This is a genomic window from Mycolicibacterium rhodesiae (assembly GCF_002086695.1).
Taxonomy (GTDB): domain Bacteria; phylum Actinomycetota; class Actinomycetes; order Mycobacteriales; family Mycobacteriaceae; genus Mycobacterium; species Mycobacterium rhodesiae.
Genome location: NZ_MVIH01000006.1, coordinates 310,742 through 325,316 on the forward strand (window position 1 = coordinate 310,742; position 14,575 = coordinate 325,316).

14 protein-coding genes are annotated in these 14,575 nt (G+C 66.4%); 9 read left to right on the forward strand and 5 right to left on the reverse strand.

Translation table 11 applies throughout. From position 1 onward, the window contains the following. Window positions 1–48 precede the first annotated feature (48 nt). From BST42_RS15920 to BST42_RS15930, 3 genes are read left to right on the forward strand one after another with little or no spacing between them, the layout of a single operon-like run. Window positions 49–1,035, forward strand: a complete 987-nt coding sequence (locus tag BST42_RS15920) for a substrate-binding domain-containing protein (RefSeq protein WP_083120257.1) — start codon at window positions 49–51, stop codon at window positions 1,033–1,035. Further along, the gene (locus BST42_RS15925) at window positions 1,035–2,090 is read left to right on the forward strand and encodes an ABC transporter permease (RefSeq protein WP_083120258.1); all 1,056 of its coding nucleotides are present in this window, start codon (window positions 1,035–1,037) and stop codon (window positions 2,088–2,090) included. Before BST42_RS15920 ends, BST42_RS15925 begins: the two co-directional genes overlap by 1 nt. A gap of 17 nt (window positions 2,091–2,107) precedes the next feature. Continuing rightward, a complete protein-coding gene (locus BST42_RS15930) occupies window positions 2,108–2,911 on the forward strand; it encodes an ATP-binding cassette domain-containing protein (RefSeq protein WP_276010151.1) in 804 nt (267 codons plus the stop codon). A 1-nt stretch (window position 2,912) separates the two neighbouring features. Here the strand turns inward: BST42_RS15930 and BST42_RS15935 are convergent, their stop codons facing one another. The 5 genes from BST42_RS15935 to BST42_RS15955 are packed head-to-tail and all read right to left on the reverse strand — an operon-like array spanning window position 2,913 to window position 7,465. Further along, a complete protein-coding gene (locus tag BST42_RS15935; RefSeq protein ID WP_207569513.1) occupies window positions 2,913–3,419 on the reverse strand; it encodes a nitroreductase family deazaflavin-dependent oxidoreductase in 507 nt (168 codons plus the stop codon). 41 nt (window positions 3,420–3,460) lie between these two features. After that, entirely contained in the window at window positions 3,461–4,438 is a 978-nt protein-coding gene (locus BST42_RS15940; protein ID WP_083120260.1) for a Gfo/Idh/MocA family protein, read from the reverse strand. Beyond that, a complete protein-coding gene (locus tag BST42_RS15945; protein ID WP_083120261.1) occupies window positions 4,435–5,307 on the reverse strand; it encodes a sugar phosphate isomerase/epimerase family protein in 873 nt (290 codons plus the stop codon). Before BST42_RS15945 ends, BST42_RS15940 begins: the two co-directional genes overlap by 4 nt. Continuing rightward, a complete protein-coding gene (locus tag BST42_RS15950) occupies window positions 5,304–6,308 on the reverse strand; it encodes a Gfo/Idh/MocA family protein (RefSeq protein ID WP_083120262.1) in 1,005 nt (334 codons plus the stop codon). The genes BST42_RS15945 and BST42_RS15950 overlap by 4 nt, the downstream gene beginning before the upstream one ends. After that, a complete protein-coding gene (locus tag BST42_RS15955; protein WP_083120263.1) occupies window positions 6,305–7,465 on the reverse strand; it encodes a phytanoyl-CoA dioxygenase family protein in 1,161 nt (386 codons plus the stop codon). Before BST42_RS15955 ends, BST42_RS15950 begins: the two co-directional genes overlap by 4 nt. Before the next feature lie 81 nt (window positions 7,466–7,546). Here BST42_RS15955 and BST42_RS15960 point away from each other — a divergent pair, with 81 nt between their 5' ends. The 6 genes from BST42_RS15960 (at window position 7,547) to BST42_RS29085 (ending at window position 14,483) form a co-directional block, all read left to right on the forward strand. Beyond that, window positions 7,547–8,551 (forward strand): LacI family DNA-binding transcriptional regulator, encoded by a 1,005-nt coding sequence (locus BST42_RS15960; protein ID WP_083120264.1) that lies wholly within the window; start codon window positions 7,547–7,549, stop codon window positions 8,549–8,551. 134 nt (window positions 8,552–8,685) lie between these two features. Then, complete coding sequence (locus tag BST42_RS15965) at window positions 8,686–9,501, forward strand: PfkB family carbohydrate kinase (protein WP_083120265.1); 816 nt, start codon at window positions 8,686–8,688, stop codon at window positions 9,499–9,501. A gap of 280 nt (window positions 9,502–9,781) precedes the next feature. Next, entirely contained in the window at window positions 9,782–11,728 is a 1,947-nt protein-coding gene (locus tag BST42_RS15970) for a 2-oxoacid:acceptor oxidoreductase subunit alpha (RefSeq protein WP_083120266.1), read from the forward strand. Beyond that, window positions 11,725–12,801, forward strand: coding sequence for a 2-oxoacid:ferredoxin oxidoreductase subunit beta (locus tag BST42_RS15975; protein WP_036344386.1), 1,077 nt, complete (start codon window positions 11,725–11,727; stop codon window positions 12,799–12,801). The genes BST42_RS15970 and BST42_RS15975 overlap by 4 nt, the downstream gene beginning before the upstream one ends. Window positions 12,802–12,810: 9 nt before the next feature. Then, window positions 12,811–13,389, forward strand: a complete 579-nt coding sequence (gene mobA, locus BST42_RS15980; protein ID WP_083120267.1) for a molybdenum cofactor guanylyltransferase — start codon at window positions 12,811–12,813, stop codon at window positions 13,387–13,389. Window positions 13,390–14,195: 806 nt separating this feature from the next. Then, entirely contained in the window at window positions 14,196–14,483 is a 288-nt protein-coding gene (locus tag BST42_RS29085; RefSeq protein ID WP_435406041.1) for a transglycosylase family protein, read from the forward strand. The last annotated feature ends 92 nt before the right edge of the window (window positions 14,484–14,575 follow it).

Genomic DNA, 14,575 nt, shown 5'->3' on the forward strand with positions numbered 1-14,575 from the left:
TACATCGAGGCAAGGGCGTGACGTGCGCGATGGAGACAAGGAGTCGGCATGAAGTTCAATCGGCTAGCGGCCGTGGCAGGGGTGAGCGCGCTCGTGATCGGGCTGGCCGCCTGCTCTGCCACCGGTGGCAAACCGCGGGACACCGGCGGCGGTTCCGGCGGCGGCACCGTGGACACGCCGCGCATGACCATCGCGATGATCACGCACGAGGCGCCCGGCGATTCGTTCTGGGATCTGGTCCGCAAGGGCGCCGAGACCGCCGCCAAGAAGGACAACATCGAGCTTCGCTACTCCAGCGATCCCGAAGCGCCGAACCAGGCGAACCTCGTCCAGAGCGCGATCGACAGCGGCGTCAAGGGTATTGCTGTGACGCTGGCCAAGCCTGACGCGATGAAGGCTGCCGTGCAAAACGCCGGCTCCAAGGGCATCCCCGTGGTCGCGTTCAACGCCGGCTTGGACGCCTGGCAGGCGATGGGTGTCAAGGAGTACTTCGGCCAGGACGGATACATCGCCGGTCAGGAAGCCGGTAAGCGCCTGCAGTCAGACGGTGCCAAGAAGGTCGTCTGCGTCATCCAGGAACAAGGTCACGTCGACCTCGAGGCCCGTTGTGCCGGCGTGAAAAACACGTTCCCGGCCACGGAAGTTCTCAACGTCAACGGCAAAGACATGCCGTCGGTGGAATCAACGATCACGGCCAAGCTCCAACAGGATGCGGGGATCGACACGATTCTGACGCTCGGCGCGCCCTTCGCGCTGACCGCCGTCCAATCGGTGACGAATGCGGGCAGCAAGGCCAAGGTCGCCACCTTCGACACCAACGCCGCACTCGTCGACGCCATCAAGAACGGAAGCGTGCAATGGGCCGTTGACCAGCAGCCGTTCCTGCAGGGATACCTCGCGGTCGATTCGCTGTGGCTCTATCTCAGCAACGGCAACGTGATCGGCGGAAACCAACCGACGCTGACCGGTCCGTCGTTCATCGACAAGTCGAACATCGACGCAGTCGCCGAATACGCCAAGAACGGAACGCGCTGATGAGTACTCAGTCTGACGTCACGCCGGCGCACAAGGTCGTTCACGACGAGCGGGTCAAGGAGCGCAATCGGCTGCAGCGCCTACTGATTCGGCCCGAGATGGGTGCGGGTATCGGCGCCATCGGGATCTTCGTCTTCTTCCTCATTGTGGCCGATCCGTTCCGGCAGGCCTCGTCGCTGGCCACCGTGCTGTACGCGAGCTCGACCATCGGGATCATGGCGTGCGGTGTCGCCGTGCTGATGATCGGCGGCGAGTTCGACCTGTCGACGGGCGTCGCGGTGACGTTCAGCTCGCTGGCCGCGTCGATGCTGTCCTACAACCTGCACCTCAACCTGTGGGCGGGCGCCGGCTTGGCGTTGATCTTGGCGCTGGGCGTCGGGTTCTTGAACGGCTTCCTGGTGATGAAGACCAAGATCCCGTCCTTCCTCATCACACTGAGCACCTTCTTCATGCTCGCCGGTATCAACCTCGCCGTCACCAAACTCCTTGCCGGACAGGTGGCCACGCAGAGCGTCAACGATATGCAGGGCTGGGACTCGGCGCAGAAGGTGTTCGCCTCATCGTTCACGCTGTTCGGCGTGAGCATTCGCATCACAGTGGTGTGGTGGCTGGTGTTCACCGCGGTGGCCACCTGGGTGTTGTTCAAGACCAAGATCGGCAACTGGATCTTCGCGGTCGGCGGCGACGCCGAAAGCGCTCGCGCGGTTGGTGTTCCGGTGACCAAGGTCAAGATCGGGATGTTCATGTTCGTCGGATTCTGCGCCTGGTTCGTCGCCATGCACCTGCTGTTCGCATTCAACACTGTGCAGTCCGGGCAGGGCATCGGCAACGAGTTCTTCTACATCATCGCAGCGGTGATCGGTGGTTGTCTGCTGACCGGCGGCTACGGCACCGCGGTCGGAGCGGCGATCGGTGCGTTCATCTTCGGCATGACGAATCAGGGCATCGTCTACGCGGGCTGGAACCCCGATTGGTTCAAGTTCTTCCTCGGCGCCATGCTGCTGTTCGCGGTGATCGCCAACAACGCCTTCCGTAATTACGCCGCCAAGAGGTGAAAGAAGTGACTGCGACCATGGATAGACCCACCGAAGAAGCCCCGTCCGGCGGCAAAGTGCCCCTCGTCGAACTCAAGGACGTCTGCAAGACCTATGGCAACATCACTGCACTCAAAGACATCTCGCTGCGGGTGCACGCCGGTCAGGTGACCGGCATCCTCGGCGACAACGGCGCGGGCAAGTCCACGCTGATCAAGATCATCGCGGGACTGCACCAGCAGACCGAAGGCGAACTGCTGGTCGACGGCGAACCCACGCGGTTCACCTCGCCCGCCGATGCGCTGGGCAAGGGCATCGCCACGGTGTACCAGAACCTCGCCGTCGTTCCGCTGATGCCGGTGTGGCGAAACTTCTTCCTGGGTCAGGAGATTCGCAAGAAGAGCTTTCCCTGGTCGTTGGATTCCAATGCAATGCGGGCGACCACGTTGACCGAGTTGGCGAAGATGGGTATCGAGTTGCCCGACGTCGACGTGCCGATCGGCTCGCTGTCCGGCGGTCAGCGCCAGTGCGTGGCGATCGCCAGGGCGGTGTTCTTCGGCGCCCGGGTGCTGATCCTCGACGAGCCGACCGCCGCGCTCGGCGTCAAGCAATCCGGCGTGGTGCTCAAATACATCACCGCGGCCAAAGAGGCCGGCTTCGGCGTCGTGTTCATCACGCACAACCCGCACCACGCGCACATGGTCGGGGATCACTTCGTGCTGCTCAACCGTGGCCGCCAGAAGCTCGACTGCACGTACGACGAGATCACCCTGGAGCACCTGACCCAGCAGATGGCCGGTGGCGACGAGCTGGAGGCGCTGAGCCACGAGCTGGGCCGCTGACCTACCGCGGCGTCAGCGCGAACAGTCGCAGCTCCCGGTCGGTGCGGGTCCGGTAGGCCTGATACATCGGGTAAGCCAGGAACCGCGCGAGGCCGGCGTCCCTCTCGGGCCCGGTCACCAACGTGGCCGTCACCGGGATCTCGATGCCGTTGATCGCGGCGACGGCCTCCGGGTTGGCCAGCAGGTTCAGGCTCCAGGCCGGGTGATGCTGCTGGCCGAAGTTGCTGCCGAGGACCAGCAGACGCTCGCCATCGCGCAGGTAACTCAGCGCCGACAACCGCGGCTGGCCGGACTTGCGGCCCGTCGTGGTCAACAGCAGTTCGGGCATCGAGGTGGGCCCGAACAAGGTGTATTTGCCCTTGGTGGCCCGCAGCACGCGACGGTCGAGGGGCACGAGTGCTCTGATGACACGCGAACCCACCGCCGTCGAGGCAAACGCGAACACCGGCTTGAACAGCGGCGAGATGTCTTCTCGGCCCCAGTGACCGTCAGGGAAGCGTTGCGGCATACCTGCCATCGTGCCCGATGGCGGCCCGGCGCAGACCCTGTTCAGCGTGGCGACATACCCGCTGCGCGGTAGGCGGCGTCCACGTAATGCATATTCTGCACAGCGTCCTCGATACCGATCGGCAGCGGGACACGATCTTGAACGTGGGCGGCGAACGCCTCGAGTTGATAGGTGTACGACGCGCGGGTGCCCAGGTGCTCCACCCGCGTTCCGCCCGGCGTGCGGACGGTGATGCGATCGTCGACGTGCGGCTTGATGAAGTCGTGGGCCAGCGCATCACCCTTGGTGCCGACCACCTTCAAGGTGAACGAAAACGAGTCGGAGATCATGGTATTGGCGCTGCAGCCGGTGGCCCCGGACGGGAACCGCAGCTCGACGTCGCACCACTCGTCGACACCGGGGCTGCGTTGCGAGGCGTGGGCGGCGGTGATCGCCGGCCGGCCCAGCCCGCGGCCGCCGAGCTGGCGCATGATGTGCAGGCCGTAGCAGCCGAGGTCCATCAGCGCCCCGCCGGCCAGATCCAACGACCAGCGCGGATCGTCCGGTTCGGGCGCCGGCATCGCCATCCGGACCTCGACGTGCCGGACCTCACCGAGCTCGCCACCGGTCGCCAGTTCGAACATCCGCTGGGTCACCGGATGGAACAGGTAGTGAAAGCCCTCCAGCATGCTCACCCCGGCGTCTACGGCGACCTCGGCGACCTGCTGTGCTTCGATGTGGTTGCGCGCGAACGGCTTCTCGGTCAACACCGGCTTGCCTGCCCTGATCGCCGCCAGGTTCCATGGGGCGTGCAAGGCGTTGGCCAACGGGTTGTAGACCACGTCGACCTCGGTGTCTTCGACCACGTCGGCATAGCTGTCTGCGGTGCGCTCCACCCCGTACGTGTCGGCGAACCGGCGGGCGCGCTGCGGATCTCGGGCGGCCACCACCACGAGCCGGTGGCCGAGATCCCGGGCAGGCCCGACGATCGCGTTCTCGGCGATGCGGGATGCGCCGAGCACGCCGATGCGCAGGCTCACGCCGGCACGCCGCCCGCGACCTCCTGCAGATAGGCGACGCTGGTCAGCACGTCCCCCAACGGACCCTGGCCAACCGGCTCGCCGTCCAGGATGGTGTCCTGCTCGAGGACGAACCAGCCGTCGAAGCCGTTGTTCCGCAGCGCCGCAACGATGCCCGCGATGTCCACGTCACCGGTGCCCAACGGCGTGTACATGCCGCGGGACACCGCGTCGGTGTAGGTCAGTTCGCCGGACTGCACCCGTGCGGCCAGGGCCGCATCGACGTCCTTCAGGTGGGTGTGCGCAATGCGCCCCGGTACCGTGCGGGCCAGCTTCAGCGGGTCGGTGCCACCGATCAACAGGTGCCCGGTGTCCAGGCACAGCGAGATCGATGACCCGGCCAGCACCCGGGCCACCTCGTCGCCCTTCTCGACCATCGTGCCGACGTGCGGGTGCAGCACGGCGGTGACACCGCGCTCGGCTGCGGCCGCCGCCAGCCGGTCGAGGTTGGCCAGCAGTGTCGACCACTGGTCGTCATTGAGATCAGGCCGGGAGTCATACCCGTCGGTGCCGGTCGCTGCGGCCAGCACCAGCATCGAAGCACCGCACGCCACAATGGATTCCAGCACCCCGGTGACATCGGGAACCGGGTCGTGGTCGGCGTCGTGCAACACCACCGGTGCGAAGCTGCCGACACAGCTCAGGCCGTGGCGGCCCAGCAGTGCGGTCAGCTCACCGGGGTCGGTGGGCAGGAAACCTTCCGGGCCGAGCTCGGTGGCCGCCAGTCCGGCGCGTCCCATCTCGGACAGCACCCGCTCGGGATCGAGTTGATGACCCCACCCGGGCACTTCGCACACACCCCAGGAGATGGGGGCTCCGGCGATCTTCACTGGCGTACCTCCTCGATGCGGACCGGTGCGCCGCGGCGCAGCGATTCGGTGGCGGCTTCGGCGATCCAGGCGACCTCGACGGCGTCGGCCACGGTGGCACCGAGCACCGGGCCGCCCTTGACGACGTCGACGAAGCCACTCAGTTCGGTGCGGAACGCCTCGGTGAAGCGGTCCATGAAGAAGTGGTGGGGCTGACATGTCGGAAAGTCGTTGTGGGGATCGGCATTCCGTACCGGTACACCCTGGTCCCAGCCGGCGACGACGGTGTCGTTGAATCCGTGCACCTCCAGCCGGCAGTCGTAGCCGCGGCCGTTGTAGCGCGCGTTGGAGATGACGCCGAGCGCGCCTCCGTCGAATCGGACCACGACCGCCGCGGTGTCGACGTCGCCGTATTCGGCGAACAACGGATCGCCTTGGGCGGTGCCGGTGGCGTACACCTCGATGGCTTCCTGGCCGGTGATCCAGCGGACGGTGTCGAAATCGTGGACCGCGCAATCGCGGAAGATGCCGCCGGAACCGGCGATGTACTCCATCGGCGGGGGAGCCGGATCCATCGTGGTGCTGCGGACGGTGTGCAGCGTCCCCAGCGCACCCCGGTCCACCGCCGCCTTGGCGGCCGCGAATGCGGCATCGAACCGGCGCTGGTAGCCGATCTGCACCGGCACCCCGGCTCGCACGAGCGCCTCGGCGAGCCTGGCGCTTTCGGCTGCGGTGGAGGCCACCGGTTTCTCGCAGAACGTCGGCAGTCCGCGCTCGACGGCCGCCAGTGTCAGCTCGGCGTGCGCCGGGGTGGCGGCGGCCACCACGACACCGTCGATACCCGCCGACAGCAGTGCGTCGACCGAATCAACGGACCGCACACCGTACTTCGTCGCCACCTGGGCGACGACGTCGGGACGCTCGTCGGTGACGACCAGTCCGTCGACCCCGTCGAGTTGACTCAGTGTGTCGGTGTGGAAGGCCCCGATCCGGCCGAGGCCGATCACGCCGAGGGTGGTCATGGCATTCTCCGTTCGTTCTGGTCGCACAACGCGACATCGAGGGCTTCGAGGTGCAGATCGTCGGCCAGCGCGGCGAGCACGATGTCGACTTGGCTTGGCGGCGCGAGACTTCCGATCGGCTGGTCGCGGTCCAGGTTGGTCGGGAAGGGGTAACCCTCCGCTGTGGCCACCACGGCGTTGAGCAGCTCCGCCGCCGGTCGGCCCGCGGCCTTCATGGCGCGTAGCGCCGGGTACACCGCCCGCACCATCGCGGCGCGGTCCAGTGCTTCCATCGCCCGGCCGAACGGCGACGAGATCTGCAGCAGGTTTGCCATCCGCCGGACCGAGGCGGAGGTGTTGGCGCCGGCCCCGTGATAGAGCGCCGGATTGAAGAACACCGCATCACCCTTGCTCAGCGGGATCTGCACATGATGCGTGGCGAAGTAGTCGATGAACTCCGGTGAATTGAAAGCCACATAACCGCCCTCGAACAGCTGCGAGTACGGCAGCAGCATGGTCGGCCCGCTCTCCAGTGGCATGTCGGTGTGGGCGACCGCTCCCTGCAGCGTCAGCGTCGGCGACAGCCGGTGCACGTGCGCGGGGTACTCGGTGAGCTGACCGGGCGCGACGAATCCGAGGTGGTAGTCGCGGTGCGGAACCTGTGCCGCACCACCGGGATTCACGACGTTGACCTGAGAGGTCAGCTGGTATCGCGGCCCGAGCCAGGCTTGGCAGATCAGGGCCAGCAAGTCGTTGGCGTAGTAGTCGGCGTACGCGTCGGGGGAGTGCAGCGCCAGCTTCTGGGCGGCGTTCCACACCCGGTCGTTGGCGCCCGCGGCGCCGAAGTGGTCCCCGGCCGCACCGCCGGCCCGCCGCTGATCGGCGATCAGTGCCGCGAACGCCGCGCTGGCGGCGTCGACGACCGTGGCGGGAAAGGCGCCGGTGAACACAACGACGCCGGGACCCTCGGCCAGCGCGGTGATGAGTTCGGCCTGCAACGCCCGCCGGTCGGCGCGCGTCATCTCCGCGGCGGAGTAGACGAGGACGTTCTGCCGAACCTCGGCGGCGTGCGGGTACGCCGAGAGATCGGTCTCGCGCTCGATCAGTGCTTTCAACTCGTCGAGGTGATAAGCCTGCGCCGTCAACCAGGGTTGAACCCGTGCGCGTACATCGGCCATGCCGAAAGTCTTGCTGTGACCCGGGCCGCAATCAACACCAGAAATCCATCAAAAACCCATCAGAACGATAGGGTGCGAAACATGGCGCACCGCTTCAAAGTCCGCGAGATCGCCCAGCAATCCGGACTGTCCGAGGCCACCGTCGACCGGGTGCTCAACGACCGTCCCGGTGTGCGGGCGGCCACTCGCGCCGAGGTGCTGCACGCAATCGAGGATCTGGAGAAACAGCGATCTCAATTGCGGCTCAACGGACGTCGCTTCCTGCTCGACGTGGTCATGCAGACACCGCAGCGGTTCTCCGACGCCTTCCGTGCCGCGGTCGAAGCCGAACTGCCCGCATTCGCTCCGGCGATGCTGCGCGCGCGGTTTCATCTGTGGGAGTCCGGGTCGACAGATCAGATGGTGGACACGCTCGCCCGGATCAAGGGCAGCCACGGGATCGTGCTCAAGGCGCAGGACGAACCGGAAGTGGCCGAGGCCGTCGACCGTCTGGTGGCCACCGGCGTCCCGGTGGTGACCTACACAACCGACATTCCGGCCAGTGCGCGCTGCGCGTACGTCGGCATCGACAACCACGGAGCCGGTACCACCGCGGCCTATCTGATGGACCAGTGGCTCGGTGATACGCCGGCGGACGTACTGATCACGTTGAGCCGCACAGTGTTTCGAGGTGAGGCCGAACGTGAAGTCGGGTTCCGCACGGCGTTACGCAAATCCGGCCGCGGCATCGTCGAGGTGGGTGACAGCGACGGAATCGATGCCACCGTCGAACGCCTGGTGGTCGATGCGCTCGAGCGCCACCCCGACGTCGCCGCCGTCTACTCCGTCGGCGGTGGCAACACGGCGACGGTCGCGGCGTTCGAACAATCAGGACGTGCGTGCCGAGTTTTTATTGCTCATGACCTCGACGCCGACAACCGGCGGCTGCTGCGGGAGGGCCGGATCTCGGCGGTGCTGCACAACGACCTGCGCGCCGACGCCCGGCTCGCGATGCGGCTGATCCTGCAGCAGCACCGCGCGTTGCCCAGCGAGCCCGCGCGCCCCGTCCCGATCCAGGTGATCACCCCCTACAACCTGCCCGCCTGAACTCGGCGAGTCGTCGATTCGAAGAAATCGCGACTAGCATTCCGCGCCGACGGCGACGATGGATGGCGCCCAACTCACGAAGCACACAAGGAGACCGACCCGTGTCACGACATCGCGCTGAGCCCGCCGCCGGCGTGACCGTGCTGGGCAATTTGGCCGTCGACGTGATCAACGGCGGCCCGAAGACACCCGGCGGGTGCGCGTCGTTCTCCGGTGTCGCCATGGCAGCCGCGGGCGGTCCCGGCGGAATTGTGGCTCTGGCCGCCGACGAGGACCACTCGCTGTACGAGCCGCTGCTCGACCGGTTCGGGTCGCTGATCCGGATCCTCCCCGCCGACTGCACGAGCGCGTTCCGGCTGGACTATTCCGACGTCGATCACCGCCGGATGTCAGTGGAGGCCATCGGCCCGGTGTGGACTGCGGCCGAGGTGGAGTCGGCGAACCCCGATACGACGTGGGTGCACCTCGCTCCGCTGCTGCGGACCGACTTTCCCGCCGAGACGCTGGCGCTGCTGGCCCAGCGCGGACATCGGGTCGCCTACGACGGCCAGGGTCTGGTCCGGGCCGATCGGCTCGGGCCGCTGGTGGTGGACCGCCACTACCCGCCCGAGCTGCTGGATCACCTCAGCATCCTGAAGCTGGCGGAAGACGAGGCCGTCATCGTCGCCGACGGCCCCTTCGACGAGTCCACCGCCGCCCGCCTCGGGGTGCCCGAGATCCTGGTGACCTACGGTTCCGAGGGCTGTGACATCTATACCGGTGACACGAGAGTTCGGGTGCCGGCCGCCTGGCGGGTCGACGGTGTGCAGACCACCGGCGCCGGTGACATGTTCACCACCTGTTACGTGGCAAATCGCGCAGCCGGGGCGGACCCGCGTGCCGCTGCCACCGCCGCGAGTGAACTCGTGGCGGGGGAACTCGAGAAACGCCTCGGGGCGCGCCGCAATTGAGAGCTACCGGCGAGTAGCACCTTCTCTTAGAGAACGACGTTCTCTCGAAGTGACGAACGACACACTTTTGTCTCACTCCGCCGTCGATCATGTCTGTGAGCTGTGCCTTCGACGCAGGCCGCACGGCGTGTCCCGAACGAGGCGCGGTCAGCCATGCCTAAGAAAGTGCAATAATCGGTACTGCGAGTGACAGCAACTCCTGGGCTGTCGATTCCGTCGGCGCGTCCACCCGATAGCGACGCAGTCTCGACACCCGGCGGACAGGACGAAAGGCGGGGACGTGGGTCCGAACGGCAACGGGGCTGCGGGCAACCGGCAGAAGCTGGAAAAGGTCGTCATCCGGTTCGCCGGTGACTCCGGAGACGGAATGCAGCTCACCGGTGACCGGTTCACCTCCGAAGCCGCGCTGTTCGGCAACGACCTTGCGACTCAACCGAATTACCCCGCCGAGATCCGCGCGCCACAGGGCACGCTGCCCGGCGTCTCGTCGTTCCAGATCCAGATCGCCGACTACGACATCCTCACCGCCGGTGACCGTCCCGACGTGCTGGTCGCGATGAACCCCGCCGCGCTCAAGGCCAACATCGGCGATCTGCCGCGCGGTGGTCTGGTGATCGCGAACTCCGACGAATTCACCAAGCGCAACCTGGCCAAGGTCGGCTACGAGAACAACCCGCTGGAGAGCGGCGAACTCGACGATTACGTCGTTCAGGCCGTCGCGATGACCACTCTGACCCTCGGGTCCGTCGAGGCGATCGGAGCGTCCAAGAAGGACGGCCAGCGCGCGAAGAACATGTTCGCGCTCGGGCTGCTGTCGTGGATGTACGGCCGGCCGATCGAGACCAGCGAGACCTTCATCCGGGAGAAGTTCGCCCGCAAGCCCGATGTCGCCGAGGCCAACGTGCTGGCGCTGAAGGCCGGCTGGAACTACGGCGAGACCACCGAGGCGTTCGGTACGACCTACGAGATCTCCCCGGCCAAGCTCGCCCCGGGCGAATACCGGCAGATCTCCGGCAATACGGCCCTGGCCTACGGCGTGATCGCCGCCGGTCAGCTCGCCGATATCCAGGTGGTGCTCGGCACCTACCCGATCACGCCGGCATCGGACATCCTGCACGAGCTGTCCAAGCACAAGAACTTCAACGTCCTGACCTTTCAGGCCGAGGACGAGATCGCCGGCGTCGGTGCCGCGATCGGTGCCTCCTACGGCGGCGCCCTGGGCGTGACCAGCACCTCGGGCCCCGGCATCTCGCTGAAGTCTGAGGCCATCGGCCTGGCCATGATGGCCGAGTTGCCGCTTCTGGTGATCGACGTGCAGCGTGGCGGACCGTCGACCGGCCTGCCGACGAAGACCGAGCAGGCCGACCTGCTGCAGGTGATGTTCGGCCGCAACGGCGAGTCGCCGGTTGCCGTGCTGGCCGCCAGCACGCCGTCGGACTGCTTCGAGGTGGCCATCGAGGCGGCGCGCATCGCGCTGACCTACCGGACGCCGGTGATCCTGCTGTCCGACGGCGCGATCGCCAACGGCTCGGAGCCGTGGCGTATCCCGGACATCGACTCCTTCGAGCCGATCGAGACCAACCTCGCGAAGGCCGGCGAGGACTTCCAGCCGTACGCCCGCGACCCCGAGACGCTGGCGCGACAGTTCGCGGTTCCCGGCACGCCCGGGCTCGAGCACCGCATCGGCGGTCTGGAGTCGGCCAACGGCTCCGGTGCCATCTCCTACGAGCCGGCCAACCACGACCTGATGGTCCGGTTGCGGCAGGCCAAGATCGCCGGCATCACGGTGCCCGACGTCACGGTCGACGACCCGACCGGCGACGCGGAGCTGCTCATCCTCGGCTGGGGAAGCTCGTTCGGACCGATCGGTGAAGCCTGTCGCCGGGCCCGGCGCCGCGGCATCAAGGTGGCCCAAGCTCACTTGCGGCACCTCAACCCGCTGCCGGCCAACCTCGGCGAGGTGTTGCGGCAGTACAAGAACGTGGTGGTCCCCGAGATGAACCTCGGCCAGTTGGCGCTGCTGCTGCGCGGCACCTACCTGGTCGATGTCCAGTCGGTGACCAAGGTGGAAGGCATGGCGTTCCTGGCCGACGAGCTGGAGGGCATCATCGATGCCGCACTCGACGGGACGTTGGCTGAAAAGGAAAGCGACAAAGCGAAATTCGCCCGGCTTGCGGCAGCTACCGTGAGTACTGGCACAGATGTTGGCGCAGGAGTGAACGCATGACTGACCTGATCGGCTCGGACCTGCTGGCACCGAGTGTGTCCAAGACGGCATGGGTGCCGACCACCGACGAGCCGCAGAAGGCCAAGGACTTCACCAGTGACCAGGAGGTCCGGTGGTGCCCCGGTTGCGGTGACTACGTCATCCTGAACACGATCCGCAACTTCCTGCCGGACCTGGGTCTGCGCCGGGAGAACATCGCGTTCATCAGCGGCATCGGCTGCTCGAGCCGGTTCCCGTACTACCTGGAGACCTACGGTTTCCACTCGATCCACGGTCGTGCCCCGACCATCGCGACGGGCCTGGCGCTGGCCCGCCCGGACCTGTCGGTGTGGGTTGTCACCGGCGACGGCGACGCCCTCTCGATCGGTGGCAACCACCTGATCCATGCGCTGCGCCGCAACGTCAACATCACGATCCTGCTGTTCAACAACCGGATCTACGGTCTGACCAAGGGGCAGTACTCGCCGACCTCCGAGGTCGGCAAGGTCACCAAGTCCACTCCGATGGGCTCGCTGGATCATCCGTTCAACCCGGTGTCGCTCGCCCTGGGTGCCGAGGCGACGTTCGTCGGCCGTGCCCTGGACTCTGACCGTAAGGGCTTGTCCGAGGTCCTGAAGGCGGCCGCCCAGCACCGCGGTGCCGCACTGGTCGAGATCATGCAGGATTGCCCGATCTTCAACGACGGCTCCTTCGACCTGCTCCGTAAGGAAGGCGCCGAGGAGCGGATCATCAACGTCCGCCAGGGCGAGCCGGTGGTGTTCGGCGCCAACGGTGAGTACTGCGTGGTGAAGAGCGGCTTCGGCCTGGACGTCGCGAAGACCGCCGACGTGGCGGCCGGCGACATCGTGGTGCACGACGCCACCACCGCCGACTCGGCCTACGCGTTCGCGTTGTCGCGCCTCAGCGACCAGAACCTCGAGCACACCGTGATGGGCGTGTTCCGCCAGGTCAACCGCCCGACGTACGACGACGCCGCCCGCGACCAGGTTCGGATGGCCCGCGAGGCCACCCCGCACGACCGGCATGCACTGCAGTCGCTGTTGCGTGGTCGCGACACCTGGACTGTGGACTAGATTCCAACCGTGAGCACGCCCGCCCCGCTGGCCGCTGTTGTACTGGCTGGTGGGGCGTCGCGGCGCATGGGCCGGGACAAGGCCACCCTGCCGCACCCCGATGGCGGCGCCACGATGGTGGAGTACACCGTTGCCACGCTGAGCTCCCGCTGTGCGCCGGTGTTCGTGATCGCCGCCCCCGGTCAGGCGCTCCCCGCCCTCGACGGGCAGATATTGCGTGACGAGGTCCGGGGCGTCGGGCCCCTGCTGGCCACCGGCCGCGGGCTGCGGGCAGCCGCGGAGGCCGGGGTGGAACGCGCCTTCGTCAGCGCCGTCGACATGCCGTACCTGTCCACCGAGATCATCGACGAGCTCGCCCGACACCGGGGTGTGGACATCGTGCTGCCGTGGGACGGCCGCGACCACTATCTGGCCGGCATCTACAACACAGCTCTTGCCGACCACATCGACTCCCTGGTCGCCGGGGGCGAGCGGAGCATGCGAGCGCTGGCGGAGTCGGTCGTCACTCAGCGGATCGTGATGCCGAGCAGCCGCGCGCTGGCGAATGTCAACTCACCGGCCGATCTGGCTCAGCAAATCGCCGGATAACCGTTGTCCGGGGCGAATTCGGAATCCATGGACAATTCGATCCGCGCCGATTGTCCCATCGACAATCAGCCGTCCTGCCGGTGCTCCAAGACTTACTGAGGGACAACACAATTCGGGCATTCGAAGGTCATCGTGCGCCGTCTTGTCCGCCTGTTCGGTTCGACGCCGGGCCGTTGCGTAACGACGTCACGTGGCCCTCGTCGTGAAGGCGGCCGCCAGCTAACAGATGACCCGGTACCGGTGCTGTTGGGGCAGGTGGGGCGGGGTTTGGTTGGAGTGAACGGCCGAAATCGCAAAGTTCGATGTCTTGCGTTATCAATAACCTGTGTCCGGCGCCACAATTTGTACGTGATTAACGTCACGTTATTTACGGGCGTGTCAGCAAAATAGCTGCTCGGAAAACCGCGCCCTGACCTGCACAGACAACACATAGCTTTCGCTCGTAACCATCTCGTGATCTAACCGAGATAAGCGTGTCGCTGATGTGACTTCATTTCTCCGGCTTTGTAGCGTCCTACCCGGTCCCGCAAGGGAGCAAACAACTGCAGATATGACTCCACACATTTGAACCCTGCGTGTGAGCGGGGCCGGGCAGGTCGCAACGACCTTCTGTGGATCACCGGAGAAGTGATTCCGCGGTGATGCCGGCCAACGCTGTCGTGCCCGACCGAGACGGCGCGACCCGAAACCCAGCTGTCCCACGGGACCGCATCCGTCCGTCGACGGAGATCTGGCGCGCGTACGGCGAAAGGAAAACTGTTGAACAACGTCCGCAAAACGCTCGCACGGTCCTTCGGCACGCCGCCATCGGTGGCGCTACCGTCCTTGCTCCGATGGTCCTCGGCACCGCCACCGCTTCGGCGGACGGCATGAACTGGGACGCGGTCGCAGCGTGCGAGTCCGGCGGTAACTGGGCGATCAACACCGGTAACGGTTACTACGGCGGGCTGCAGTTCACCCTGGGCACCTGGCGTGCCAACGGTGGTTCGGGTTCGCCGCACCTGGCGTCGCGTGACGAGCAGATTCGCGTGGCCGAGAACGTGCTGCGCAGCCAGGGCCGAGGCGCCTGGCCGGTGTGCGGCCGTCGCGGCTAGTAGAGCGCTCATAAGGGTGGCGGGGGGGGGGGGGGGGGGCGGGGCACCGAAATGAAGAGGGCCGCCACGAAATAAAAATAGAATAAAAAAAA